Here is a 25,499-nt window from a genome sequence, read left to right on the forward strand (position 1 = left end):
CCGGACCCGTACAGACCATGATTGAGACACGACCCCGAAAGAGGGATTGACGACAAGTGCTCGACGTCAACTTCTTCGACGAGCTGCGGATCGGCCTTGCCACCGCGGACGACATCCGACAGTGGTCGCACGGCGAGGTCAAGAAGCCGGAGACCATCAACTACCGCACGCTCAAGCCCGAAAAGGACGGACTCTTCTGCGAGAAGATCTTCGGTCCGACCCGGGACTGGGAGTGCTACTGCGGTAAGTACAAGCGTGTCCGCTTCAAGGGCATCATCTGCGAGCGCTGCGGCGTCGAGGTCACTCGCGCCAAGGTGCGTCGTGAGCGGATGGGCCACATTGAGCTGGCCGCCCCTGTCACGCACATCTGGTACTTCAAGGGCGTTCCGTCGCGCCTCGGCTACCTGCTTGATCTCGCCCCGAAGGACCTCGAGAAGGTCATCTACTTCGCGGCGTACATGATCACGTTCGTGGACGAGGAGCGCCGTACGCGTGACCTGCCCTCCCTGGAGGCGCACGTCTCCGTGGAGCGTCAGCAGGTCGAGAACCGTCGCGACTCCGACCTGGAGGCCCGCGCCAAGAAGCTCGAGACCGACCTGGCCGAGCTCGAGGCCGAGGGCGCCAAGGCCGACGTACGCCGCAAGGTGCGCGAAGGTGCCGAGCGTGAGATGAAGCAGCTGCGTGACCGTGCGCAGCGCGAGATCGACCGTCTCGACGAGGTCTGGAACCGCTTCAAGAACCTCAAGGTCCAGGACCTGGAGGGCGACGAGCTGCTCTACCGCGAGCTGCGTGACCGCTTCGGCACGTACTTCGACGGTTCGATGGGTGCCGCTGCTCTGCAGAAGCGCCTTGAGTCGTTCGACCTGGATGAGGAAGCCGAGCGGCTTCGCGAGATCATCCGTACCGGCAAGGGCCAGAAGAAGACCCGTGCGCTCAAGCGCCTCAAGGTCGTCTCCGCGTTCCTGCAGACCAGCAACAGCCCCAAGGGCATGGTGCTCGACTGCGTGCCGGTCATCCCGCCGGACCTGCGTCCGATGGTGCAGCTGGACGGTGGCCGCTTCGCGACCTCCGACCTGAACGACCTGTACCGCCGCGTCATCAACCGCAACAACCGCCTGAAGCGGCTTCTCGACCTCGGTGCTCCCGAGATCATCGTGAACAACGAGAAGCGCATGCTCCAGGAGGCGGTCGACGCCCTCTTCGACAACGGCCGTCGTGGTCGCCCGGTCACGGGCCCCGGCAACCGTCCGCTGAAGTCCCTCAGCGACATGCTGAAGGGCAAGCAGGGTCGATTCCGTCAGAACCTTCTCGGTAAGCGTGTGGACTACTCCGCGCGTTCCGTGATCGTTGTCGGTCCGCAGCTGAAGCTGCACCAGTGCGGTCTGCCCAAGGCCATGGCACTGGAGCTCTTCAAGCCGTTCGTGATGAAGCGCCTGGTCGACCTGAACCACGCGCAGAACATCAAGAGCGCCAAGCGGATGGTCGAGCGCGGCCGCACGGTCGTGTACGACGTCCTGGAAGAGGTCATCGCCGAGCACCCGGTTCTGCTGAACCGTGCGCCCACGCTGCACCGCCTCGGCATCCAGGCCTTCGAGCCGCAGCTGGTCGAGGGCAAGGCCATTCAGATTCACCCGCTCGTCTGCACCGCGTTCAACGCGGACTTCGACGGTGACCAGATGGCCGTGCACCTGCCGCTCTCCGCGGAGGCGCAGGCCGAGGCCCGCATCCTGATGCTGTCCTCGAACAACATCCTCAAGCCGGCCGACGGCCGCCCGGTGACGATGCCGACGCAGGACATGGTCCTGGGTCTCTTCTTCCTCACCACGGACGAGGAAGAGCGCAAGGTCATCGGCGAGGGCCGGTCCTTCGGCTCCACGGCCGAGGCGATCATGGCGTTCGACGCCAAGGAGCTCTCGCTCCAGGCGAAGGTCGACATCCGCTTCCCGGTGGGCACCATCCCGCCGCGCGGCTGGACCCCGCCGGCCGTCGAGGAGGGGGAGCAGGAGTACCAGCAGGGCGACAGCTTCCGTCTCCGTACGACGCTGGGCCGTGCGCTCTTCAACGAGCTGCTGCCCGAGGACTACCCGTTCGTCGACTACTCGGTGGGCAAGAAGCAGCTCTCCGAGATCGTCAACGACCTGGCCGAGCGCTACCCCAAGGTCATCGTGGCGGCGACGCTCGACAACCTGAAGGCGGCGGGCTTCTTCTGGGCGACCCGTTCCGGTGTCACCGTGGCCATCTCCGACGTCGTGGTCCCCGAGGCCAAGAAGGCGATCGTCGCGGGCTACGAGGCGCAGGACGAGAAGGTCCAGAAGCAGTACGAGCGCGGTCTGATCACCAAGGACGAGCGCACGCAGGAGCTCATCGCGATCTGGACCAAGGCGACCAACGAGGTTGCCGAGGCGATGAACGCGAACTTCCCCAAGACGAACCCCATCTTCATGATGGTTGACTCGGGTGCCCGAGGAAACATGATGCAGATGCGTCAGATCGCCGGTATGCGTGGTCTGGTGTCGAACGCCAAGAACGAGACGATCCCGCGCCCGATCAAGGCCTCCTTCCGTGAGGGTCTTTCGGTGCTCGAGTACTTCATCTCGACTCACGGTGCTCGTAAGGGTCTTGCGGACACGGCTCTCCGTACCGCCGACTCCGGTTACCTCACCCGTCGTCTGGTCGACGTCTCGCAGGACGTCATCATTCGCGAGGAGGACTGTGGCACCGAGCGCGGTCTGAAGCTCAAGATCGCGGTCAAGGGCGAGGACGGTGTGCTCCGCAAGACGGAGAACGTCGAGACCTCGGTGTACGCCCGCATGCTGGCCGAGGACGTCGTCATCGACGGCAAGGTCATCGCGCCGGCGAACGTCGACCTCGGTGACGTCCTGATCGACGCCCTGGTCGCCAACGGCGTGGAGGAGGTCAAGACCCGCTCGGTCCTGACCTGTGAGTCCGCGGTCGGCACCTGTGCCTTCTGCTACGGCCGTTCGCTCGCCACCGGCAAGCTGGTCGACATCGGTGAGGCGGTCGGCATCATCGCCGCCCAGTCCATCGGTGAGCCCGGCACGCAGCTGACGATGCGTACCTTCCACACCGGTGGTGTGGCCGGTGACGACATCACCCAGGGTCTGCCCCGTGTCGTCGAGCTCTTCGAGGCTCGTACGCCGAAGGGTGTCGCCCCGATCTCCGAGGCCGCGGGCCGTGTCCGCATCGAGGAGACCGAGAAGACGAAGAAGCTCGTCGTGACCCCGGACGACGGCAGCGACGAGACGGCGTTCCCGATCTCGAAGCGTGCCAAGGTCCTGGTGCGCGAGGGCGACCACGTCGAGGTGGGCCAGAAGCTCACCTTCGGTGCCACCAACCCGCACGACGTGCTGCGGATCCTCGGTCAGCGCGCGGTCCAGGTCCACCTGGTCGGCGAAGTCCAGAAGGTCTACAACTCGCAGGGCGTGTCGATCCACGACAAGCACATCGAGATCATCATCCGGCAGATGCTGCGCCGCGTGACGATCATCGAGTCCGGCGACGCGGAGCTGCTGCCGGGCGAGCTCGTCGAGCGCTCGAAGTTCGAGACCGAGAACCGTCGGGTCGTGACGGAGGGCGGCCACCCGGCCTCCGGCCGTCCGCAGCTGATGGGTATCACCAAGGCCTCGCTGGCGACGGAGTCGTGGCTGTCCGCGGCTTCCTTCCAGGAGACGACCAGGGTCCTGACGGACGCGGCGATCAACGCCAAGTCCGACTCCCTGATCGGCCTCAAGGAGAACGTCATCATCGGTAAGCTCATCCCGGCCGGTACGGGTCTTTCCCGCTACCGCAACATCCGGGTGGAGCCGACCGAAGAGGCCAAGGCAGCGATGTACTCGGCCGTCGGCTACGACGACATCGACTACTCGCCGTTCGGCACGGGCTCCGGCCAGGCTGTTCCGCTGGAGGACTACGACTACGGGCCGTACAACCAGTAAGGCCTGCGTCTGTTGAAGGGCGGTCACCCCGTTTCGTACGGGGTGGCCGCCCTTCGGCGTTTCCCGGCCGGGCCGGTCACAGGTACCGGCGTAGACGGTGGATGCGGGTCGGGTAGTCGGGGTGCGTGGAGAGCAGCTGGTCAAGGAGCCTGGGCGCGGCGAGCCTGTGCCCGGAGGCGGCCATGGTCTGCCGTTTGGCTTCGGTCTCGGTCGCGTACATGGTCTGCAGCACCTGGGCCAGCATGGGGGCGAATCCGAGCGCGGCGGCGTGCTGGTCCGCGCGAAGCTCGGCCCGCCGGTCTACGGCGGCGATCAGATACGGAGTGACGATCAGCAGCAGCGGCAGCCCGTACAGACGGGTGATCGTGGTGTAGCTGATGATGCAGATCACGAGCACCAGCGCTGCTGTCGCCATCCAGGAGAAGTAGCCGGCGAACGCCAGGGCGTAGGCGACGATCAGTCGGATCGCGTACCAGGCCGCACGCCCCGGCAGCGCGTACCAGTAGCCGAGCAGTGAGACCCAGACGTGGCCACCGGTGTGATGGCCGAGCTCGTGGGCGAGTACGGCAGCGAGCTGCGAGCTCGACAGCCGGTCGAGTGCGTACCGCGTGACCCCGACGATGTGACCGCCGGCGGCATAGGCGTTGAGGTCGTCGCTGTCCTCGACCCAGAGCTCGTACGCCCGGCCGTCGACGCCCGCGCGTGCGGTCACCTCGTGCCAGACGGGAGCGAGACGCGCGTACTCCTCGGGCATCGGACGCTGCAGTCGCAGCAGGTACCGGGCGAAGAAGTCTTCCGTGGGGCGGTGGAAGACCATGGCCCCGGACAGCAGCCAGACCAGCGGCAGTACCCAGAACGGAATGCCGAGCCAGGCATCCAGACCGCCGGATATCAGGAGCAGGACCAACAGGCTCATGAGCGTGCCGGGCAGATGCAGGACGAGCCGGCCGAAGGCCGTGGCGTCGAGCCCGCGCTGATGGGCGGTGAAGTGGAGACGGCCGCCGCGGTGCCGGTAGTCCAGGTCGTCAGGGGCAGGCGTGTCGTCGTTAGGGGGTTCGGGCTGTTGTGGTGAGTGTGGTGGTCGGGCCATGGTCAGCCTCCGGGAGAGGGGCAGTCAGCCGATGAGGAGGGATACGGGGAGCAGCACCGCGGCGATGGTGAAGGCGATCAGGCCCGTGCGTACCCACTGGTGCTTGCGCTGGGCGATACGGCTGGTCGTGGACAGGGCCGCGATCGCGTCGGCCGTCGGATCGAGCTCGGTGTCGGCCAGCGCTTCTGCCAAATGGCCGCTGCGTGCGGCCCGTTGGATGTCGCCGAAGTACGACAAGGGGGCGCCCGGTGTCCATTTGCTCGTGCCGTAACGCGGCAGAACGGTCATGAGGAGCGCGAGCAGCGTCAGGGCGAGTGCGAGAACCCCCGCCCACCACGTCGAACTGGCGGGCATGGAGAGGGAGGCGGGCGTCCACTCGCGTCGGGCGAGCAGACCGCTGAAGACGCCCGCCATCACGCCGAGTGCTGCGACAAGTACCGCGGCCTTGGCATCGGCGCGGGCGATCTCGGTGCGCAGATCGTCGAGAAGACGTTCGGCCGTCCTGGCTCCGGGCGCGGCGTCGGGCGGCAGGGGCGCGTGAGCGCGGGCGCCGGTCACGGGGCGAGGTTCTCTTGCTCGTCGCCGTCACGCTGCGGTGGTGGCGCGCTCGGTGAGCTGCCGTAGCCCGGGGGCGGTTGCCAGCCGGGGAAGGTGCCGGTCTGCTCTGCGGGTGCGGGTGCGGGTGCGGGTGCGGGTGCGGGTGCCTGGTCTGCTGCTGCCTCCGTGCCCGGCTCCTCGTTCGAGTGCGCCGGCTGCGGGGTGTCCTGCGGCGGGTCGGCCTGGGTGAGCCGCGACTCCGGCGGCGCGGGCGCCGTCGCCGGCTGCGATGGGGACTGGTCCCGGGAGATCCCCGGTATGTGCTGGCTGAAGATCTTGTATATGACGTCCAGGGCCCGTCGCTTGGGCTCTTCCAGCTCGTAGTCCTCCGCGCTGTCGCCGCTGAGGAGTTCCCTCGCCAGCTCCAGCTCGGCGAGGATCAGGCGGAGTTGGTCCTCGCGCATGCTGTCGACGACGAGCCGTGAATCCTGTGGGTTCCTGGCGAGATGCATGGCCCAGGCCACCACACCCCCCTGCTCCAGATACCCCTGGTAGAACGCGATCTTCTCGGCCTCGAGCTGCCGGAGCTCCGCCTCGTGTCGGGCCCGCAACTGGTCCTGCTCCTGCTGCCAGGCCTGCCGCTGGAGCGCGAGCTCGTGGTCCAGCCGTCCGTACTCCGTGGCCCGCCCCGCCTGGAGCTCGTCCTGCAGGCGGGTCCGCCGGTCGAGCTCGATGTCGTACGCCACGCCCTGCTGCTCGGTGCGTATCTGCTCGGCGGCGTTGTGGTCGATGGACTGGAGCCGCCGCTGGTGGTCGATGTTCTGCTGGTCGCGGCGCAGTCGCAGAGTCCAGAGCACCTGCAGGCCCGCTGCCGTGCCGAGCGGTGCCTGGCCGGAGAGCGCGTGCAGCAGCTGTCGCTCGGCGCGTGCGCTGTCGTGGATGGCGAACCGGCGCGTGAGGGGGCGGGCGGCCTGCTGCAGTTCGCCGAGAAGCAGGGCCGGTACGTTCCGGTGGCCGCTCCTGACGAAGTCGGCGGGGGCGACGACCTGCCACGACAGGTCGACCGCGGCGATGAACTCGAAGGCGTCGTTGTCGCTGGGCAGGGGGATCTCGGCCTGGTGCGGGTGGACGCCCATGTCCACCTCGTACACCGATGTGTAGCGTTTCGCCGCCACCTCGCCGCGGCTCGGGCGCAGGGGCGGCAGATAGGCCTCGTACCCGCCCCTGGAGGTGGAGAAGACCAGGGCGTGGTCGATCCGGGTCAGCGACTTGCGGGCGAATCCGAACCGCGAGAGCTGCCGGACGGTGATGACGGGATCGATCAGGGACGTGTGCCGGTCGGCTGATTGATCCCAGTCCGGCGGCCGGCGGAAGTCGGGCATGGCGTCTCCTTCAGGGGTTTGGTCCGTGGCTCAGCTAGGGGTTCGGTCCGTGCTCAGCGACGGTTCGGCAGCACGGTCAGCAGGCGGGTCGCGACGGGAGGCGGGGCAGCGCCGTCCTCGCCGCGCACGGTGCGCAGGAGGTGACTCAGGCGTTGGCGTTCGGAGGCCGTGGTGACCAGGGCCGGGAGCAGGCCGGCAAGCGCCCACTCCGTCGCCGGGTCGTGGTCGGCGGCGCGTACCCAGTCACCCAGCTCCTCCAGCGCGGCCCTCGTGTGCCTGCGATCGTCGAGTGTCGAACGCCAGAGCCGTGCGATCCCGCCGGCCGCGCGGCCTCCGTCGGCCGCCGATGTCGCGTACCAGTCGAGGATCAGTGGCCGTCCGTCACGCGCGTCGTCCTTCCGGCGCGCGCACGCGCTGAGAAAGCCGCGCAGGGCGAGATCGTGAACGGCCCGGTCCTGGTCGAGTCGGTGCAGCAGTTCGGCGAGGACCTGCTCGCCGGCCGGTGAGAGCAGCAGCAGCTCCACGGACTGCGCGAGCTGCTTCACCATGACCTCGTCGATGTCTTCCTCGTCGCCTTCCTCGTCGAGGAGGGGTTCGTACTCCTTGCGGACGGCGCTCCACAGAGCGGTGAGGGTCTGTTGCGGCCGCTCCGCGCCGATCAGGCCGTACGCGCGGATGGCCACCCAGCGCATCGCGGGATCCTCGCTCTCGCACCAGGAGTCGAGGATGCTCGGAATGTTGGGCGCCTCCAGGAGGTGCGCGAGCGTCAGTGAGTTGACCGCGACGAGGCGGTGGCGGAACAGGTTGGACGTCGCCCATGGCTCGATGATCAGCGCCATGGTGGAGGGGAGATCCGCGTACGCGAGGACGGCGGCGGTGGACGCCGCGCGGGTGCGCACCAGGGGCCGTCCGTCACCGGCGAGCTGTTGGAGCCAGTGGACGAGCGCGGGCCTGGCCGAGGGGTGCCCGGTCCACACCTCGCGCAGCAGGACCAGCGAGACCCGGTTGTCGATGAAGGCGGCCTTGGACTGTGTGACCGGTCCCCACTCCGTGTTCTCTTCCTCCAGATACCCCTGCGCGCGGGCGAGTTGGAGACGCTTGCCGATGTGGGTGCCGAAGACGGGGACCTGTGGCTGCAGAGCGGAGTCCGCGGTGTCCTGCAGGAAGGCGTAGAGCAGGTCGCTCAGTTCGGCGGTGAGTGCGTAGGGGCCGCCGTCGAAGGCGGCCAGAGCGATGAGGAACGCCTTGTCCCGTAACGGAATCAGCTCCTCGTTCTCGTCGAACCACTCCTGGACCTGGCTCTCCAGGGTGAACAGCGAGAAGGTTCCGACGGCCTCTTCGGTGACTTCTCCGTCCGCGTACCGCTTGAGGTGCTTCGCGAAGGACGCCACTTCGCGCAGCTGGTGGTCGCGCTCAAGGAACGTCGAGACGGCGGGCAGCGCCAGCAGCCGGTCCGTGGTCGCCTCGCCGGTCAGCTCCAGCAGGTGCCTCTTCAGTACGTCGGCGGGGCTCGGCGGCTTCCATTCGACGGCGGAGATGTCCTCCAGGGCGGCCATCGGGCCGACGGTGATGACCAAGTACGCGTCTTCCTCGGCGAGTTGATCGCGCGCGGCGAGGAGATGCGGTTCCCGGAGCGGCTGGTCGCGGCGCGTGGTCAGGTCGCACAGCACGTACCCCTTGGCCGAGTGCGGGCCGTCGCCGAGCTGCTGGACGAGCTGCGCGGGTGTGGTGTCGCGGACGAGGGAGCGGATCGGGGAGACACCCAGACGGCGGAGCAGCATCAGCGCGGCGGTTCGGCGCCCGGTGTAGTGCGGACCGGAGAGCACGATGACCCGCTCCGTGCGCAGCCGCGACAGAAGGCTCTCGAAGAGGGACTCGTCGGTCACGAAGTACGGGGCGAGGCGGTCCAGCGTCGACACCGGCACCTCGCCGGAGCCGTGGCTCGTGGTGGAGACCCCGGAGACCCCGAAGTGGTAGATCTCCGTCTTGCTGCCCATGATGACGTCGCCGGCGACCAGGCCGCCGCTCACGCCGTGCTGATCACCCGCGACCAGGCTGCCGCCGAAGCGCGCGTTGTCACCGACGCCCATCGCCTTGGGGCTGTGGTCCACCAGGTCCCTGCGGGCGGACCATGCGTCCTGCGGCTGGTCCCGTTCTTCCTGCTTGTCCTCCGCCTCAGCGGCCTCGGGGCCTGTCTGCTGCGGGCTGTCGGCGGCGTCCTTGTCGCCCGCCTGCTGCCGTGGGCCGGCTGCCCCCTGGCGCGGGCCCGGCTCGCCCGCGCTCACTCCCGCTCACCGCGCCTGGCAGTGCCGCCGCCTCCGAGGTGCACGTCACCGTAGACCGTGCCGTTTCCGGATACGCCGTGCTGGTCGCCGGCCACGTAGCTGCCGCCGAAGGAGGCGTTGCTGAGATCGACGGGGCTCGGAGGTGTGGCCCGGGTGCCTGCCGCGGGGGTCGACGCCGCGCCCTCCTCCGGCCTGCTCGTCCCGTCGGGGCTCTGCATGTCCCTCGGCGTGGGCCCGTGCAGCCAGGCCTGCAGCGGCCCGTTCTTGCTCCGCACCGTGATGGCGTGGAACTCGTCCTTGGGAACACCCGGGTAGTCGTGCCGGACGATCCCGTGGTGCACGCTCTGCGAGACGCACAGGACGAAGTCGTCCGGGCGTTCCCGCAGAGCCAGGCGGAGCACGTCGGCGTCGAGCAGCCGGCAGGCATGGTTGAGGTCGGCCCCCACCCAGCCGTCGAGATCGTCGACGGCCACGTATCCCGTGGCGACCACGGCCCGCAACCTGATCTGCGCGGACTTCGAAGCCATCCGGTTCACGGCGCGCAGCTCCGTGGGTGCCTCGGTCAGCAGGGCCCGCAGAAGCGCTGTCACCGACGCACTCGCGTCGATCAGCTCCATCACCGAGTCGCCTCGGTCGGCACGCAGCCGCCGGGTCTCGTCGATGCCCGAGCTCTCCAGGACACGGTCGGTGATGTTGTAGAGCATGCGCCGCAGGTAAGCCTGCTCGACGTTGTCTCGGTCGCTGTACTTCTCGATGTCGAGCAGAAGGATCGTCCGGCTCACAGGGTCGGTCATGGCCACCTCTCGAGTGGGGAGTCGTGCCAGGCAGAAGCAGCTTGGCGACGACGGGACCGTGGCCGTGAGGGCAGATGACGCACTCGAACTGTGACCGTGTGCACAGAACGGCGCTGCCGACGCGGAACGCCGAGAGGTGTCAGAGGTCCGGGTGTTCGGCGTGTGCGATCCGGCGCAGGATGTCCGGTCGAACGATCAGCAGCGCCCTGCGCCCGGTCACCACCACCTCGCGTGTACGCAGCTCCTTCAGGAGGCGCTGGACCATTTCGCGGGACGCGCCGACGGAACCCGCGAGCTCCTGCTTGCTCAGGGGTACGGAGAGCTCTATGCCCTCGTCGGTACGGCGCCCATGGGTGCGGGCCAGGTCGAGCAGCAGAACGGCGAACCGCTCCCGCACGTTCATCGAGGCGAACTCGAGACGCCGCCGGTCGGCGGCGCGGGTGCGGTCGGACGTGAGGCCCAGAAGAGCGAACGAAACGGCGGGGGAGTGGGCAAGGAAATCGGTGAAGGCCTCGCGCTCCACTGCCAGGGCATGGACCTCCTCAAGAGCCGTCACGGTCGCCGACCGCGGTCGGCCGGTCAGCGCGGCGGACTCACCGATGATGTCGCCGGGACCCCGCAGGGCGAGCAGGGCCTCGTACCCGTTGGGTGCGGCAGCGGTCACCTTGGACCAGCCCTGCACGATCAACAGGACGTGAGACGACGGCTCGCGTTCGTGCAGGAGCGCGACGCGCGGCCCGAAGCGCAGTTCGTGCCCCAGGGTCAGCAGCGCGGAGCGGTCCTCTCTCTCCAGCCTCGCGAGGAAGGGCACCTGGTCGTCCAGGCCTCCGCCTGGTAATCGCGCTCCCGCCATAGGCCCTCCTTGATCGTCACCCAACGGACAGATCAAGGTACTGACTGTGCGCATGACATCAAACGAGTACGTGTGGAGTGCCAGGACGGGCTGAAACACTTGGGGGCGCTTCGGGAGCATGAGGAGGGCGCTCCACCGTCACATCAGGAGCGAAAAGCCCGGCGTGTCGTGGTGGACTGCATTTGTTTTGACCGAACCCGATGAGGTAGGTACGCTCAGACCTTGTGCCTGGGGTGTGCCTGGGCTCGTGCGCGTGTCTTCAGCCGCTGTGCGAGTCCGAGAACGGCCACCGTAATCTGCGCTCCTTTCCGCCTTGCGGCGGGAGTCTGCAGCATTCGACACACCCGACCGCGTGGGTCGGCGACGTTCCAGGTTAGCTTTACTATTCGGCACACAGAAACCGGAGAAGTAGTGCCTACGATCCAGCAGCTGGTCCGGAAGGGCCGGCAGGACAAGGTCGAGAAGAACAAGACGCCCGCACTTGAGGGTTCGCCCCAGCGCCGTGGCGTCTGCACGCGTGTGTTCACGACCACCCCGAAGAAGCCGAACTCGGCCCTCCGTAAGGTCGCGCGTGTGCGTCTGACCTCCGGGATCGAGGTCACGGCCTACATTCCGGGTGAGGGACACAACCTGCAGGAGCACTCCATCGTGCTCGTGCGTGGTGGCCGTGTGAAGGACCTGCCGGGTGTTCGTTACAAGATCATCCGCGGCTCCCTTGACACCCAGGGCGTCAAGAACCGCAAGCAGGCCCGCAGCCGCTACGGCGCCAAGAAGGAGAAGTAAGAATGCCTCGTAAGGGCCCCGCCCCGAAGCGCCCGGTCATCATCGACCCGGTCTACGGTTCTCCTCTGGTGACCTCCCTCATCAACAAGGTGCTGCTGAACGGCAAGCGCTCCACCGCCGAGCGCATCGTGTACGGCGCCATGGAGGGCCTGCGCGAGAAGACCGGCAACGACCCGGTCATCACGCTCAAGCGCGCGCTCGAGAACATCAAGCCGACCCTCGAGGTCAAGTCCCGCCGCGTCGGTGGCGCCACCTACCAGGTGCCGATCGAGGTCAAGCCCGGTCGCGCCAACACGCTGGCCCTGCGCTGGCTGGTGGGTTACTCCCGCGCCCGTCGCGAGAAGACCATGACCGAGCGTCTGCTCAACGAGCTCCTCGACGCCTCCAACGGCCTTGGTGCCGCTGTGAAGAAGCGCGAGGACACCCACAAGATGGCCGAGTCCAACAAGGCCTTCGCGCACTACCGCTGGTAGTCGCTACCCACATCGAGACCGAGAGAAGACTGAGCCGATATGGCTACCACTTCACTTGACCTGGCCAAGGTGCGCAACATCGGCATCATGGCCCACATCGACGCGGGCAAGACGACGACCACCGAGCGGATCCTGTTCTACACCGGTGTCTCGTACAAGATCGGTGAGGTTCACGACGGTGCCGCCACGATGGACTGGATGGAGCAGGAGCAGGAGCGTGGCATCACGATCACCTCTGCTGCCACCACCTGTCACTGGCCGCTGAACGATGTCGACCACACCATCAACATCATTGACACCCCCGGGCACGTCGACTTCACGGTCGAGGTGGAGCGTTCGCTCCGCGTGCTCGACGGTGCTGTCACGGTGTTCGACGGCGTCGCCGGTGTTGAGCCCCAGTCCGAGACCGTGTGGCGTCAGGCGGACCGCTACGGCGTCCCGCGTATCTGCTTCGTCAACAAGCTCGACCGTACGGGTGCCGAGTTCCACCGCTGCGTCGACATGATCGTCGACCGCCTCGGTGCGACCCCCATCGTCATGCAGCTGCCCATCGGCGCAGAGGCTGACTTCAAGGGTGTCGTCGACCTCGTCACGATGAAGGCCTTCGTCTGGTCCGCAGAGACCAAGATGGGCGAGGCGTACGACATCGTCGACATCCCGGACACGCACACCGAGGCTGCCGAGGAGTACCGCGGCAAGCTGCTCGAGGCTGTCGCCGAGAACGACGAGCAGATGATGGAGCTGTACCTCGAGGGCCAGGAGCCCACCGAGGAGCAGCTGTACGCGGCGATCCGTCGCATCACCATCGCCTCCGGCAAGGGCGGCGACACCACCGTCACCCCCGTGTTCTGCGGCACCGCGTTCAAGAACAAGGGCGTTCAGCCCCTGCTCGACGCGGTCGTGCGTTACCTCCCGTCGCCCCTGGACGTCGAGGCCATCGAGGGCCACGACGTCAAGGACCCCGAGGTCGTCGTCAAGCGCAAGCCTTCGGACGAGGAGCCGCTTTCGGCTCTCGCGTTCAAGATCGCGTCCGACCCGCACCTCGGCAAGCTCACCTTCGTCCGGATCTACTCCGGTCGCCTGGAGGCCGGCACCGCGGTGCTGAACTCCGTCAAGGGCAAGAAGGAGCGCATCGGCAAGATCTACCGCATGCACGCGAACAAGCGTGAGGAGATCGACTCGGTGGGCGCCGGCGACATCGTCGCCGTCATGGGCCTGAAGCAGACCACCACCGGTGAGACGCTGTGTGACGACAAGAAGCCGGTCATCCTGGAGTCCATGGACTTCCCGGCGCCGGTCATTCAGGTCGCCATCGAGCCCAAGTCCAAGGGTGACCAGGAGAAGCTGGGTGTAGCCATCCAGCGTCTCTCGGAGGAGGACCCCTCCTTCCAGGTCCACTCGGACGAGGAGACCGGCCAGACCATCATCGGTGGTATGGGCGAGCTTCACCTCGAGGTGCTCGTCGACCGCATGAAGCGCGAATTCCGCGTCGAGGCGAACGTCGGCAAGCCCCAGGTCGCGTACCGCGAGACGATCCGTCGGGCCGTCGAGCGCGTGGACTACACCCACAAGAAGCAGACCGGTGGTACCGGTCAGTTCGCCAAGGTGCAGATCGCGATCGAGCCCATCGAGGGCGGCGAGGCGTCGTACGAGTTCGTGAACAAGGTCACCGGTGGCCGTATCCCGCGGGAGTACATCCCGTCGGTGGACGCCGGTGCGCAGGAGGCCATGCAGTTCGGCATCCTGGCCGGCTACGAGATGACTGGTGTTCGCATCACGCTTCTCGACGGCGCCTACCACGAGGTCGACTCCTCCGAGCTGGCGTTCAAGATCGCCGGTTCGCAGGCCTTCAAGGAGGCCGCGCGCCAGGCCAAGCCCGTGCTGCTCGAGCCGATGATGGCCGTCGAGGTCACCACGCCCGAGGACTACATGGGCGATGTCATCGGTGACATCAACTCCCGCCGTGGCCAGATCCAGGCCATGGAGGAGCGCAGCGGCGCTCGCGTCGTGAAGGGCCTCGTGCCCCTCTCGGAGATGTTCGGCTACGTCGGAGACCTCCGCAGCAAGACGTCGGGTCGCGCAAGCTACTCAATGCAGTTCGACTCCTACGCCGAGGTTCCGCGGAACGTCGCCGAGGAGATCATCGCGAAGGCCAAGGGCGAGTAACTCACCCGAGTTCACGCTTTAGGCTTGACTCCGGAGCCTCCGGGGCATTCCGGCCCTCTTCGGGCCGGGTGCCCCGGGCCCCGGGCATCCCAGCAAAGATCACCTGGCGCCGATGAAGCAAGGCGTACAGAACCACTCCACAGGAGGACCCAGTGGCGAAGGCGAAGTTCGAGCGGACTAAGCCGCACGTCAACATCGGCACCATCGGTCACATTGACCACGGTAAGACGACCCTCACGGCCGCCATTACCAAGGTGCTGCACGACGCGTACCCCGAGCTGAACGAGGCCTCGGCCTTCGACCAGATCGACAAGGCTCCCGAGGAGCGCCAGCGCGGTATCACGATCTCGATCGCGCACGTCGAGTACCAGACGGAGACCCGTCACTACGCCCACGTCGACTGCCCCGGTCACGCGGACTACATCAAGAACATGATCACGGGTGCCGCGCAGATGGACGGCGCGATCCTCGTGGTTGCCGCCACCGACGGCCCGATGCCGCAGACCAAGGAGCACGTGCTCCTGGCCCGCCAGGTCGGCGTTCCGTACATCGTCGTCGCCCTGAACAAGGCCGACATGGTGGACGACGAGGAGATCCTGGAGCTCGTCGAGCTCGAGGTCCGTGAGCTCCTCTCCGAGTACGAGTTCCCGGGCGACGACCTGCCGGTCGTCAAGGTCTCGGCGCTCAAGGCGCTCGAGGGCGACAAGGAGTGGGGTGAGTCCGTCCTCAACCTGATGAAGGCTGTCGACGAGTCCATCCCGGAGCCCGAGCGTGACGTCGACAAGCCGTTCCTGATGCCGATCGAGGACGTCTTCACGATCACCGGTCGTGGCACCGTCGTCACCGGTCGTATCGAGCGTGGTGTCCTCAAGGTCAACGAGACCGTCGACATCATCGGCATCAAGACCGAGAAGACCACCACCACGGTCACCGGCATCGAGATGTTCCGCAAGCTGCTCGACGAGGGCCAGGCCGGTGAGAACGTCGGTCTGCTCCTCCGTGGCATCAAGCGCGAGGACGTCGAGCGCGGCCAGGTCATCATCAAGCCCGGTTCGGTCACGCCGCACACCGAGTTCGAGGCCCAGGCCTACATCCTGTCGAAGGACGAGGGTGGCCGTCACACCCCCTTCTTCAACAACTACCGCCCGCAGTTCTACTTCCGCACCACGGACGTGACCGGCGTCGTGACCCTCCCCGAGGGCACCGAGATGGTCATGCCGGGCGACAACACTGAGATGACCGTTGAGCTCATCCAGCCCGTCGCGATGGAAGAGGGCCTGAAGTTCGCCATCCGTGAGGGTGGCCGGACCGTCGGCGCCGGCCAGGTCACCAAGATCAACAAGTAAGCTCGCTTGCTTGAAGATCGGGGAGACCCGGTCGCTCTGAACTGAGCGCAGCGAAGAGCCCCGTTCACCTTCGGGTGGGCGGGGCTCTTTGCGTGGGCTCTTTGCGTACGCGATTCAGGCCGTGGCAGCTTGACAGGTCGGCTCGATTGGCCTTCGGCATCCCACGTGTGGCACACTGTCCAGGTTGCTCGGTTGAGTGCCGATGCTGCGCGCCTCCCGCCGGGAGGACCGGAAGCGAGTCCCACAGTACTCGTCGCCCCATCTGCCGTAAGGCAGCGCTGGAGCGGACGTACGGGAATCTTCTGGGAAGTGCAGTGCGGAGGCTCAGCCAGGCACCCGGTGGGTTTCTTCCCCCGGACCCGCGGTCATCTGGGCCGCAGCCCCTAGCAGGGAAATCCTTCGGGAAATCTCCGTGAGCGGGACTGCGACACGCCCGACCGCGTGGGTCGGAGGAAGTAGAAAAAAGGGCCTTCCGGGAGCCAGAGCGTTCGAGACAAAGGACTACCAAGTAGCCATGGCGGGACAGAAGATCCGCATCCGGCTCAAGGCCTACGACCACGAGGTCATCGATTCCTCGGCGAAGAAGATCGTCGAGACGGTGACGCGTACTGGTGCGTCGGTCGCGGGCCCGGTGCCGCTGCCCACTGAGAAGAACGTGTACTGCGTCATCAAGTCGCCGCACAAGTACAAGGACTCGCGCGAGCACTTCGAGATGCGCACGCACAAGCGCCTGATCGACATCCTCGACCCGACGCCCAAGACCGTTGACTCGCTGATGCGCCTGGACCTTCCGGCCGGCGTTGACATCGAGATCAAGCTCTGAAGGGCGCGGAGAAGATGACCAAGCAGATCAAGGGCATCCTGGGCGAGAAGCTCGGCATGACCCAGGTCTGGGACGAGAACAACCGCATCGTCCCGGTGACCGTGGTCAAGGCCGGGCCCTGCGTCGTTACCCAGGTCCGTACGAATGACAGCGACGGCTACGAGTCGGTCCAGATCGCCTTCGGCGAGATCGACCCGCGCAAGGTGAACAAGCCCCTCAAGGGTCACTTCGCCAAGGCCGACGTGACCCCCCGTCGCCACCTCGTCGAGATCCGTACCGCTGGTGCCAGCGAGTACACCCTCGGCCAGGAGCTGACTGCCGAGACGTTCGAGGCCGGTATCAAGGTCGACGTCACCGGCAAGAGCAAGGGCAAGGGCTTCGCCGGTGTCATGAAGCGTCACAACTTCGCCGGTGGCAAGGCCTCGCACGGTGCCCACCGTGTGCACCGCAAGCCCGGTTCCATCGGTGGCTGCGCCACGCCTGGCCGTGTTTTCAAGGGTCAGCGCATGGCGGGTCGCATGGGCAACGAGCGGGTCACCACCCAGAACCTGACCGTCCACGCCGTTGACGCGGAGAAGGGTCTGCTGCTCATCAAGGGCGCGATTCCTGGTCCGAACGGCGGCCTCGTCCTGGTCCGTACCGCGGCCAAGGGGGCCTGAGGTAACCCATGAGCACCATTGACATCCTTTCGCCGGCAGGCGACAAGACCGGGACGGTCGAGCTCCCCGCGGAGATCTTCGACGTCGAGAAGATCAGCATCCCGCTGATCCACCAGGTCGTCGTCGCCCAGCTGGCCGCTGCCCGTCAGGGCACGCACAAGACCAAGCGCCGTGGCGAAGTCCGCGGTGGTGGCAAGAAGCCTTACCGCCAGAAGGGCACCGGCCGCGCGCGCCAGGGTTCGACCCGTGCGCCGCAGTTCGCCGGCGGTGGCGTCGTCCACGGCCCGCAGCCGCGTGACTACTCGCAGCGGACCCCGAAGAAGATGAAGGCCGCGGCCCTGCGCCACGCCCTCACCGACCGGGCCCGCAACGCTCGTATCCACGTTGTCACCAACGTGGTCGAGGGCGAGATCTCCACCAAGGCCGCGAAGACGCTGCTCGGCAAGGTCAGCGAGCGCAAGAACGTGCTCCTGGTCATCGACCGTGCGGACGAGACTTCGCTGCTCTCCGCCCGCAACCTGCCCCAGGTGCACATCCTGGAGCCGGGCCAGCTGAACACGTACGACGTGCTCGTCTCGGACGACGTGGTCTTCACCAAGGCCGCCTTCGAGTCCTTCGTGTCTGGCCCCAAGGCCAATGAGACCGAAGGGAGCGAAGCCTGATGGCTATTCGTCACCAGAGCATCGCGTCCAAGGCTGCGAAGGCCGCCAAGGCCGCGCGTGTCGCCAAGGCGAAGCGCATCGCGACCGAGGGCAAGATCGCTGTTGAGCCCACCCCGCTGAGCAAGTCCTTCTCGGACCCGCGCGACGTCCTCGTCAAGCCGGTCGTCTCCGAGAAGTCGTACGCGCTGCTCGACGAGGGCAAGTACACGTTCATCGTGGCTCCTGGCTCCAACAAGACCCAGATCAAGCAGGCCGTCGAGGCGGTCTTCTCGGTCAAGGTCACCGGAGTCAACACGATCAACCGTCAGGGCAAGCGGAAGCGTACGCGCACCGGTTTCGGCAAGCGTGCCGACACCAAGCGCGCCATCGTGACCCTCGCTGAGGGCGACCGTATCGACATCTTCGGCCAGGCCTCCTAACGGAGCGCCCGGTCCGAATATCGGACGAGGACTGAGAAATGGGAATCCGCAAGTACAAGCCGACTACGCCGGGCCGTCGTGGCTCCAGCGTCGCCGACTTCGTCGAGGTAACGCGGTCCACGCCGGAGAAGTCGCTGGTTCGCCCGCTGCACAGCAAGGGCGGCCGTAACAACGCCGGTCGGATCACCGTTCGCCACCAGGGTGGCGGACACAAGCGCGCCTACCGAGTGATCGACTTCCGTCGTCACGACAAGGACGGCGTGCCGGCGAAGGTCGCGCACATCGAGTACGACCCGAACCGCACTGCGCGCATCGCGCTCCTGCACTACGCCGATGGCGAGAAGCGCTACATCCTGGCCCCGCGTGGTCTGGGACAGGGTGCCCGGGTTGAGAACGGCCCTGGCGCCGACATCAAGCCCGGCAACAACATGGCGCTGCGCAACATCCCCGTCGGTACGACGATCCACGCCATCGAGCTGCGGCCCGGCGGCGGCGCGAAGTTCGCCCGCTCCGCGGGTGCCTCCGTGCAGCTGCTCGCGAAGGAGGGCTCCATGGCCCACCTCCGCATGCCGTCTGGTGAGATCCGCCTGGTCGACGTCCGCTGCCGCGCCACCATCGGCGAGGTCGGCAACGCCGAGCAGTCGAACATCAACTGGGGCAAGGCCGGCCGCATGCGCTGGAAGGGCGTCCGCCCGACCGTGCGTGGTGTCGTGATGAACCCGGTTGACCACCCGCACGGTGGTGGTGAAGGCAAGACCTCCGGTGGTCGTCACCCGGTCTCGCCGTGGGGCAAGAAGGAGGGTCGTACTCGTGATCGCAACAAGGCGAGCAACAAGTACATCGTCCGCCGCCGCAAGTCGAACAAGAAGCGCTAGGAGCGGGTTTAGATGCCGCGCAGTCTCAAGAAGGGACCCTTCGTTGACGGCCACCTCGTAAAGAAGGTGGACGCTCAGAACGAAGCCGGTACCAAGAACGTCATCAAGACCTGGTCCCGTCGCTCGATGATCATCCCGGCCATGCTGGGACACACGATCGCGGTGCACAACGGCAAGACCCACATCCCGGTGTTCGTCACCGAGGCGATGGTCGGCCACAAGCTCGGCGAGTTCTCGCCGACTCGCACCTTCCGCGGCCACGTCAAGGACGACCGGAAGTCGAAGCGCCGCTAGCGCGGGGTGGAACGACTATGACTTACACCGAAGGGACAACCATGGAAGCCAGGGCCCAGGCGCGGTACATCCGCGTCACGCCCATGAAGGCCCGCCGCGTGGTGGACCTCATCCGTGGCATGGATGCCACGGAGGCTCAGGCGGTCCTGCGTTTCGCCCCGCAGGCCGCGAGCGTGCCGGTTGGCAAGGTGCTTGACAGCGCCATTGCCAACGCTGCACACAACTACGACCACTCGGACGCCTCTTCGCTGTTCATCAGCGAGGCGTTTGTGGACGAGGGTCCGACCCTGAAGCGGTTCCGTCCGCGTGCTCAGGGCCGTGCCTACCGGATCCGTAAGCGGACCAGCCACATCACCGTGGTCGTCAGCAGCAAGGAAGGAACCCGGTAATGGGCCAGAAGGTAAACCCGCACGGGTTCCGGCTCGGCATCACCACGGACTTCAAGTCCCGGTGGTACGCCGACAAGCTGTACAAGGACTACGTCAAGGAAGACGTCGCCATCCGTCGGATGATGACGTCCGGCATGGAGCGCGCCGGCATCTCGAAGGTTGAGATCGAGCGCACCCGTGACCGCGTGCGTGTGGACATCCACACCGCACGTCCCGGCATCGTCATCGGCCGCCGTGGCGCCGAGGCCGACCGCATCCGCGGTGACCTCGAGAAGCTCACGGGCAAGCAGGTCCAGCTGAACATCCTCGAGGTCAAGAACCCCGAGGTCGACGCTCAGCTCGTGGCCCAGGCCGTGGCGGAGCAGCTGTCCTCCCGCGTCTCCTTCCGTCGCGCCATGCGTAAGAGCATGCAGTCGTCGATGAAGGCCGGCGCCAAGGGCATCAAGATCCAGTGTGGTGGCCGTCTCGGCGGCGCCGAGATGTCCCGCTCGGAGTTCTACCGCGAGGGCCGTGTGCCCCTGCACACGCTCCGTGCGAACGTCGACTACGGCTTCTTCGAGGCCAAGACGACCTTCGGCCGTATCGGCGTGAAGGTCTGGATCTACAAGGGCGACGTCAAGAACATCGCCGAGGTCCGCGCCGAGAACGCCGCGGCCCGTGCGGGTAACCGCCCGGCCCGTGGTGGCGGCAACGACCGCCCGGCCCGTGGTGGCCGTGGTGGCGAGCGTGGCGGCCGCGGCCGCAAGCCGCAGCAGCAGTCCGCGCCAGCTGCCGAGGCCCCCAAGGCCGAGGCACCCGCCGCAGCTGCCGCTCCGGCTGAGAGCACCGGAACGGAGGCCTGACCGACATGCTGATCCCTCGTAGGGTCAAGCACCGCAAGCAGCACCACCCCAAGCGCAGCGGTATGTCCAAGGGTGGTACGCAGGTTGCGTTCGGCGAGTACGGCATTCAGGCCCTCACTCCGGCGTACGTGACCAACCGCCAGATCGAGGCGGCTCGTATCGCGATGACCCGCCACATCAAGCGTGGCGGCAAGGTCTGGATCAACATCTACCCGGACCGCCCGCTGACGAAGAAGCCCGCCGAGACCCGCATGGGTTCCGGTAAGGGTTCCCCCGAGTGGTGGGTCGCGAACGTCAAGCCCGGACGGGTGATGTTCGAGCTGTCCTACCCGAATGAGAAGACTGCGCGTGAGGCGCTTACCCGCGCTGCTCACAAGCTTCCGATGAAGTGCCGGATTGTTCGGCGCGAGGCAGGTGAGTCGTGATGTCGGCCGGTACCAAGGCGTCCGAGCTGCGCGAACTGGGCAACGAGGAGCTCCTCAACAAGCTCCGCGAGGCCAAGGAAGAGCTGTTCAACCTCCGTTTCCAGGCGGCGACCGGTCAGCTCGAGAACCACGGTCGGCTCAAGGCCGTCCGTAAGGACATCGCGCGGATCTACACCCTGATGCGTGAGCGCGAGCTGGGCATCGAGACGGTGGAGAGCGCCTGATGAGCGAGAGCAACGTGACTGAGACCAACACCGACCGCGGTTTCCGCAAGACCCGTGAGGGTCTGGTCGTCAGCGACAAGATGGACAAGACCGTCGTCGTCGCTGTCGAGGACCGCGTGAAGCACGCGCTGTACGGCAAGGTCATCCGCCGTACGAACAAGCTCAAGGCGCACGACGAGCAGAACGCTGCCGGCGTCGGCGACCGCGTCCTCCTGATGGAGACGCGTCCGCTGTCGGCGACCAAGCGCTGGCGCATCGTCGAGATCCTCGAGAAGGCCAAGTAATTCTCTGAGGGGTATCCCTCAGGGTTCGTTCCGCCAGGCTCCCGGGGCAGTTCGCTGAACTGCCCCGGGGGAACCGGCAGACAAACAGGAGATAGACGTGATCCAGCAGGAGTCGCGACTTCGCGTCGCCGACAACACGGGTGCGAAGGAAATTCTCACCATTCGTGTTCTCGGTGGCTCGGGTCGCCGCTACGCGGGCATCGGTGACGTCATCGTCGCCACCGTCAAGGACGCGATCCCCGGTGGCAACGTGAAGAAGGGTGACGTCGTCAAGGCGGTCATCGTTCGCACCGTCAAGGAGCGCCGCCGTCCCGACGGCTCGTACATCCGCTTCGACGAGAACGCCGCCGTCATTCTGAAGAACGACGGCGACCCTCGCGGCACCCGTATCTTCGGCCCGGTGGGCCGTGAGCTGCGCGAGAAGAAGTTCATGAAGATCATCTCGCTCGCGCCGGAGGTGCTGTAAGCATGAAGATCAAGAAGGGCGACCTGGTCCAGGTCATCACCGGTAAGGACAAGGGCAAGCAGGGCAAGGTCATTGCCGCTTACCCGCGCGACGAGCGCGTCCTGGTCGAGGGTGTCAACCGGGTCAAGAAGCACACGAAGGCCGGCCCGACCGCCAGCGGTTCGCAGGCCGGCGGCATCGTGACCACCGAGGCCCCTGTCCACGTGAGCAACGTTCAGCTCGTCGTGGAGAAGGACGGCAACAAGGTCGTCACGCGTGTCGGTTTCCGCTTCGACGAAGACGGCAACAAGATCCGCGTTGCCAAGCGGACGGGTGAGGACATCTGATGACGACCACCACCACTCCGCGTCTGAAGACGAAGTACCGCGAGGAGATCGCGGCCAAGCTGCAGGAAGAGTTCTCGTACGAGAACGTCATGCAGACCCCCGGCCTGGTCAAGATCGTGGTCAACATGGGTGTCGGCGACGCCGCCCGTGACTCGAAGCTGATCGACGGCGCCATCCGCGACCTCACCACGATCACCGGCCAGAAGCCGGCCGTGACGAAGGCCCGGAAGTCCATCGCGCAGTTCAAGCTGCGCGAGGGTCAGCCGATCGGCTGCCACGTCACGCTCCGTGGCGACCGCATGTGGGAGTTCCTGGACCGCACCCTGTCGCTCGCGCTTCCGCGCATCCGCGACTTCCGTGGTCTGTCCCCCAAGCAGTTCGACGGCCGTGGCAACTACACCTTCGGTCTCACGGAGCAGGTCATGTTCCACGAGATCGACCAGGACAAGATCGACCGCGTCCGGGGTATGGACATCACCGTGGTCACCACGGCGACCAACGACGCTGAGGGCCGTGCCCTTCTCCGTCACCTCGGCTTCCCGTTCAAGGAGGCGTAAGCGAGATGGCGAAGAAGGCTCTTATTGCCAAGGCTGCTCGTAAGCCCAAGTTCGGTGTGCGCGCCTACACCCGCTGCCAGCGCTGTGGCCGTCCGCACTCCGTGTACCGCAAGTTCGGCCTCTGCCGCGTGTGCCTTCGTGAGATGGCTCACCGTGGCGAGCTGCCGGGCGTGACCAAGAGCTCCTGGTAATTCCCCTCTGTCCTTAGGGACTTGGGAATTACCGGAGGCTCTCGGTAAGTATCTGGTCGGTAGGTGGCCCACCTCTCCATGGCTTAGGCTAGGAGGGTTGGGCGCCTGCCGCCCTGACCGACTTACTACGCCGTAGGTCCCCGCGCCGCACCCGTCCCGCCTCTGAGTGGGGAGAGGGATGGCGCAGATAGGAAACCACGGCGAGAGAGGCCGAAGGCCAATTCATGACCATGACTGATCCGATCGCGGACATGCTGACTCGTCTGCGTAACGCGAACTCGGCGTACCACGACTCCGTGGCTATGCCGCACAGCAAGATCAAGTCGCACATCGCGGAGATCCTCCAGCAGGAGGGCTTCATCACGGGCTGGAAGGTCGAGGACGCCGAGGTTGGCAAGAACCTCGTTCTCGAGCTGAAGTTCGGCCCGAACCGTGAGCGCTCCATTGCGGGCATCAAGCGGATCTCCAAGCCCGGTCTCCGGGTTTACGCGAAGTCCACCAACCTGCCCAAGGTCCTCGGCGGCCTCGGCGTGGCGATCATCTCCACGTCGCACGGTCTTCTGACCGGACAGCAGGCAGGCAAGAAGGGCGTAGGTGGGGAAGTCCTCGCCTACGTCTGGTAGTCGGGAACGGAGGAATAGCTAATGTCGCGTATTGGCAAGCTCCCCATCACGGTTCCCGCCGGCGTGGACGTCACCATCGACGGCCGTACGGTCTCGGTGAAGGGCCCCAAGGGTTCCCTCTCCCACACCGTCGTCGCGCCGATCGAGATCGCTAAGGGTGAGGACGGCGTTCTCAACGTCACCCGCCCGAACGACGAGCGTCAGAACAAGGCCCTGCACGGCCTGTCCCGCACGCTGGTGGCGAACATGATCACCGGCGTGACCCAGGGTTACGTGAAGAAGCTCGAGATCAGCGGTGTCGGTTACCGCGTGCTCGCGAAGGGCTCCAACCTGGAGTTCTCGCTGGGCTACAGCCACCCGATCCTGGTCGAGGCCCCCGAGGGCATCACCTTCAAGGTGGAGTCCGCGACCAAGCTTTCGGTCGAGGGCATCGACAAGCAGAAGGTCGGCGAGGTTGCGGCCAACATCCGCAAGCTGCGCAAGCCCGACCCGTACAAGGCCAAGGGTGTCAAGTACGAGGGCGAAGTCATCCGCCGCAAGGTCGGAAAGGCGGGTAAGTAAGCCATGGCATACGGTACGAAGATCGCTAAGGGTGACGCTTACAAGCGTGCCGCGATCAAGCGTCGCCACATCCGGATCCGCAAGCGGGTCTCGGGCACGGCCGAGCGTCCTCGCCTGGTCGTGACGCGCTCGAACCGCAACATCGTCGCCCAGGTCATCGACGACATCCAGGGTCACACCCTGGCGTCGGCGTCGACCCTGGACACCACCATCCGTGGTGGCGAGGGCGACAAGTCGGCGCAGGCCAAGCAGGTCGGCGCCCTGGTCGCCGAGCGTGCCAAGGCCGCGGGCGTCGAGACCGTTGTGTTCGACCGTGGTGGTAACCAGTACGCCGGGCGCATCGCCGCCCTGGCGGACGCCGCCCGCGAAGCCGGACTCAAGTTCTGAGTCGGTTCCGTAGCTAGCGGAAACAGAGAGAGGTAATTCCAATGGCTGGACCCCAGCGCCGCGGAAGCGGTGCCGGTGGCGGCGAGCGGCGGGACCGGAAGGGTCGCGACGGTGGCGCTGCCGCCGAGAAGACCGCATACGTTGAGCGCGTTGTCGCGATCAACCGTGTCGCCAAGGTAGTCAAGGGTGGTCGTCGCTTCAGCTTCACCGCGCTGGTCGTGGTGGGCGACGGTGACGGCACCGTAGGTGTCGGTTACGGCAAGGCCAAGGAGGTGCCGGCCGCCATCGCCAAGGGTGTTGAGGAGGCCAAGAAGCACTTCTTCAAGGTCCCCCGTATCCAGGGCACCATCCCGCACCCGATCCAGGGCGAGAAGGCCGCGGGCGTCGTCCTGCTCAAGCCGGCTTCCCCCGGTACCGGTGTTATCGCCGGTGGCCCGGTGCGCGCCGTTCTGGAGTGCGCCGGCGTTCACGACATCCTGTCGAAGTCCCTGGGCTCCGACAACGCGATCAACATCGTGCACGCGACCGTGGCGGCCCTCAAGGGCCTGCAGCGTCCCGAGGAGATCGCGGCTCGCCGTGGTCTGCCCCTCGAGGACGTCGCCCCCGCGGCTCTTCTCCGTGCACGTGCCGGGGCGGGTGCGTAATGGCTCGCCTCAAGGTCACGCAGACGAAGTCGTACATCGGCAGCAAGCAGAACCACCGCGACACCCTGCGCTCCCTTGGTCTCAAGGGCATCAACACGCAGGTCGTCAAGGAGGACCGCCCCGAGTTCCGCGGAATGGTGCACACCGTCCGCCACCTCGTGACGGTTGAGGAGGTCGACTGAC

Annotated in this window: 31 protein-coding genes; 25 read left to right on the forward strand and 6 right to left on the reverse strand. The window is 66.4% G+C overall.

The genetic code is table 11. The features are described 5' to 3' along the window. Nucleotides 1-56 precede the first annotated feature (56 nt). Nucleotides 57-3,956, forward strand: a complete 3,900-nt coding sequence (locus tag AB0G47_RS14215; protein ID WP_360768494.1) for a DNA-directed RNA polymerase subunit beta' — start codon at nt 57-59, stop codon at nt 3,954-3,956. A 76-nt stretch (nt 3,957-4,032) separates the two neighbouring features. Here the strand turns inward: AB0G47_RS14215 and AB0G47_RS14220 are convergent, their stop codons facing one another. The 6 genes from AB0G47_RS14220 to AB0G47_RS14245 all read right to left on the reverse strand — a co-directional run bounded on the left by AB0G47_RS14220 (nt 4,033) and on the right by AB0G47_RS14245 (nt 10,897). Then, on the reverse strand, nt 4,033-5,046 hold the full coding sequence (locus AB0G47_RS14220) for a M48 family metalloprotease (RefSeq protein WP_360768497.1): 1,014 nt from the start codon (nt 5,044-5,046) through the stop codon (nt 4,033-4,035). A 24-nt stretch (nt 5,047-5,070) separates the two neighbouring features. Next, nucleotides 5,071-5,604 carry a Pycsar system effector family protein gene (locus AB0G47_RS14225; protein WP_360768500.1) on the reverse strand — a complete coding sequence of 178 codons (534 nt, stop codon included), beginning with the start codon at nt 5,602-5,604 and terminating at the stop codon, nt 5,071-5,073. Then, nucleotides 5,601-6,965: a hypothetical protein gene (locus AB0G47_RS14230; RefSeq protein ID WP_360768502.1), complete on the reverse strand. Its 1,365-nt coding sequence runs from the start codon at nt 6,963-6,965 to the stop codon at nt 5,601-5,603. Before AB0G47_RS14230 ends, AB0G47_RS14225 begins: the two co-directional genes overlap by 4 nt. A gap of 53 nt (nt 6,966-7,018) precedes the next feature. After that, nucleotides 7,019-9,250 carry a hypothetical protein gene (locus tag AB0G47_RS14235; RefSeq protein ID WP_360768504.1) on the reverse strand — a complete coding sequence of 744 codons (2,232 nt, stop codon included), beginning with the start codon at nt 9,248-9,250 and terminating at the stop codon, nt 7,019-7,021. Next, nucleotides 9,247-10,044, reverse strand: a complete 798-nt coding sequence (locus AB0G47_RS14240) for a hypothetical protein (RefSeq protein WP_360768507.1) — start codon at nt 10,042-10,044, stop codon at nt 9,247-9,249. The genes AB0G47_RS14235 and AB0G47_RS14240 overlap by 4 nt, the downstream gene beginning before the upstream one ends. A 139-nt stretch (nt 10,045-10,183) precedes the next feature. After that, complete coding sequence (locus AB0G47_RS14245) at nt 10,184-10,897, reverse strand: Crp/Fnr family transcriptional regulator (protein ID WP_360768508.1); 714 nt, start codon at nt 10,895-10,897, stop codon at nt 10,184-10,186. Nucleotides 10,898-11,308: 411 nt separating this feature from the next. Here AB0G47_RS14245 and rpsL point away from each other — a divergent pair, with 411 nt between their 5' ends. From rpsL to rpmD, 24 genes are all read left to right on the forward strand, one after another. Next, complete coding sequence (gene rpsL, locus AB0G47_RS14250) at nt 11,309-11,680, forward strand: 30S ribosomal protein S12 (protein ID WP_003948652.1); 372 nt, start codon at nt 11,309-11,311, stop codon at nt 11,678-11,680. A 2-nt stretch (nt 11,681-11,682) separates the two neighbouring features. Continuing rightward, nucleotides 11,683-12,153, forward strand: coding sequence for a 30S ribosomal protein S7 (gene rpsG, locus AB0G47_RS14255; RefSeq protein ID WP_003974303.1), 471 nt, complete (start codon nt 11,683-11,685; stop codon nt 12,151-12,153). A gap of 39 nt (nt 12,154-12,192) precedes the next feature. Then, nucleotides 12,193-14,319, forward strand: a complete 2,127-nt coding sequence (gene fusA, locus AB0G47_RS14260; protein WP_266863167.1) for an elongation factor G — start codon at nt 12,193-12,195, stop codon at nt 14,317-14,319. Nucleotides 14,320-14,471: 152 nt separating this feature from the next. Further along, nucleotides 14,472-15,665 carry an elongation factor Tu gene (tuf, locus tag AB0G47_RS14265; RefSeq protein WP_360768512.1) on the forward strand — a complete coding sequence of 398 codons (1,194 nt, stop codon included), beginning with the start codon at nt 14,472-14,474 and terminating at the stop codon, nt 15,663-15,665. A 514-nt stretch (nt 15,666-16,179) separates the two neighbouring features. Beyond that, a complete protein-coding gene (rpsJ, locus tag AB0G47_RS14270) occupies nt 16,180-16,488 on the forward strand; it encodes a 30S ribosomal protein S10 (RefSeq protein WP_003948644.1) in 309 nt (102 codons plus the stop codon). Nucleotides 16,489-16,502: 14 nt separating this feature from the next. After that, nucleotides 16,503-17,147, forward strand: coding sequence for a 50S ribosomal protein L3 (gene rplC / locus AB0G47_RS14275; protein ID WP_266869976.1), 645 nt, complete (start codon nt 16,503-16,505; stop codon nt 17,145-17,147). A gap of 8 nt (nt 17,148-17,155) precedes the next feature. Continuing rightward, nucleotides 17,156-17,809 (forward strand): 50S ribosomal protein L4, encoded by a 654-nt coding sequence (gene rplD / locus AB0G47_RS14280; protein ID WP_266869978.1) that lies wholly within the window; start codon nt 17,156-17,158, stop codon nt 17,807-17,809. After that, entirely contained in the window at nt 17,809-18,228 is a 420-nt protein-coding gene (gene rplW / locus AB0G47_RS14285) for a 50S ribosomal protein L23 (RefSeq protein WP_055553493.1), read from the forward strand. The genes rplD and rplW overlap by 1 nt, the downstream gene beginning before the upstream one ends. A gap of 38 nt (nt 18,229-18,266) precedes the next feature. Further along, nucleotides 18,267-19,103, forward strand: coding sequence for a 50S ribosomal protein L2 (rplB, locus tag AB0G47_RS14290; protein ID WP_135332553.1), 837 nt, complete (start codon nt 18,267-18,269; stop codon nt 19,101-19,103). Nucleotides 19,104-19,115: 12 nt separating this feature from the next. Then, on the forward strand, nt 19,116-19,397 hold the full coding sequence (gene rpsS / locus AB0G47_RS14295; RefSeq protein ID WP_360768516.1) for a 30S ribosomal protein S19: 282 nt from the start codon (nt 19,116-19,118) through the stop codon (nt 19,395-19,397). Between the two features lie 41 nt (nt 19,398-19,438). Beyond that, nucleotides 19,439-19,786, forward strand: a complete 348-nt coding sequence (rplV, locus tag AB0G47_RS14300; protein ID WP_135332555.1) for a 50S ribosomal protein L22 — start codon at nt 19,439-19,441, stop codon at nt 19,784-19,786. Then, nucleotides 19,786-20,628 (forward strand): 30S ribosomal protein S3, encoded by an 843-nt coding sequence (rpsC, locus tag AB0G47_RS14305; protein WP_135332556.1) that lies wholly within the window; start codon nt 19,786-19,788, stop codon nt 20,626-20,628. The genes rplV and rpsC overlap by 1 nt, the downstream gene beginning before the upstream one ends. A 5-nt stretch (nt 20,629-20,633) precedes the next feature. Next, nucleotides 20,634-21,053 (forward strand): 50S ribosomal protein L16, encoded by a 420-nt coding sequence (gene rplP, locus AB0G47_RS14310; RefSeq protein ID WP_135332557.1) that lies wholly within the window; start codon nt 20,634-20,636, stop codon nt 21,051-21,053. Beyond that, a complete protein-coding gene (rpmC, locus tag AB0G47_RS14315) occupies nt 21,053-21,277 on the forward strand; it encodes a 50S ribosomal protein L29 (RefSeq protein ID WP_010036720.1) in 225 nt (74 codons plus the stop codon). The genes rplP and rpmC overlap by 1 nt, the downstream gene beginning before the upstream one ends. Continuing rightward, complete coding sequence (gene rpsQ, locus AB0G47_RS14320; RefSeq protein ID WP_360768521.1) at nt 21,277-21,561, forward strand: 30S ribosomal protein S17; 285 nt, start codon at nt 21,277-21,279, stop codon at nt 21,559-21,561. The genes rpmC and rpsQ overlap by 1 nt, the downstream gene beginning before the upstream one ends. Nucleotides 21,562-21,658: 97 nt before the next feature. Then, nucleotides 21,659-22,027, forward strand: a complete 369-nt coding sequence (rplN, locus tag AB0G47_RS14325; RefSeq protein ID WP_003974257.1) for a 50S ribosomal protein L14 — start codon at nt 21,659-21,661, stop codon at nt 22,025-22,027. Between the two features lie 2 nt (nt 22,028-22,029). Then, nucleotides 22,030-22,353: a 50S ribosomal protein L24 gene (rplX, locus tag AB0G47_RS14330; RefSeq protein ID WP_055553504.1), complete on the forward strand. Its 324-nt coding sequence runs from the start codon at nt 22,030-22,032 to the stop codon at nt 22,351-22,353. After that, the gene (gene rplE, locus AB0G47_RS14335) at nt 22,353-22,910 is read left to right on the forward strand and encodes a 50S ribosomal protein L5 (RefSeq protein ID WP_360768525.1); all 558 of its coding nucleotides are present in this window, start codon (nt 22,353-22,355) and stop codon (nt 22,908-22,910) included. The genes rplX and rplE overlap by 1 nt, the downstream gene beginning before the upstream one ends. Nucleotides 22,911-22,915: 5 nt before the next feature. Then, a complete protein-coding gene (locus AB0G47_RS14340) occupies nt 22,916-23,101 on the forward strand; it encodes a type Z 30S ribosomal protein S14 (protein WP_003956452.1) in 186 nt (61 codons plus the stop codon). Nucleotides 23,102-23,325: 224 nt separating this feature from the next. Then, entirely contained in the window at nt 23,326-23,724 is a 399-nt protein-coding gene (gene rpsH / locus AB0G47_RS14345; protein ID WP_030359017.1) for a 30S ribosomal protein S8, read from the forward strand. A gap of 21 nt (nt 23,725-23,745) precedes the next feature. Next, nucleotides 23,746-24,285 carry a 50S ribosomal protein L6 gene (rplF, locus tag AB0G47_RS14350; RefSeq protein WP_360768529.1) on the forward strand — a complete coding sequence of 180 codons (540 nt, stop codon included), beginning with the start codon at nt 23,746-23,748 and terminating at the stop codon, nt 24,283-24,285. A 3-nt stretch (nt 24,286-24,288) separates the two neighbouring features. Then, nucleotides 24,289-24,672 (forward strand): 50S ribosomal protein L18, encoded by a 384-nt coding sequence (gene rplR / locus AB0G47_RS14355; protein ID WP_360768532.1) that lies wholly within the window; start codon nt 24,289-24,291, stop codon nt 24,670-24,672. A 41-nt stretch (nt 24,673-24,713) separates the two neighbouring features. Next, a complete protein-coding gene (rpsE, locus tag AB0G47_RS14360) occupies nt 24,714-25,316 on the forward strand; it encodes a 30S ribosomal protein S5 (RefSeq protein WP_135332562.1) in 603 nt (200 codons plus the stop codon). After that, nucleotides 25,316-25,498 (forward strand): 50S ribosomal protein L30, encoded by a 183-nt coding sequence (gene rpmD, locus AB0G47_RS14365; RefSeq protein WP_055553514.1) that lies wholly within the window; start codon nt 25,316-25,318, stop codon nt 25,496-25,498. Before rpsE ends, rpmD begins: the two co-directional genes overlap by 1 nt. Nucleotide 25,499 lies beyond the last annotated feature (1 nt).

It is taken from the genome of Streptomyces sp. NPDC021622, from assembly GCF_040640795.1.
Classification (GTDB): Bacteria; Actinomycetota; Actinomycetes; order Streptomycetales; family Streptomycetaceae; genus Streptomyces.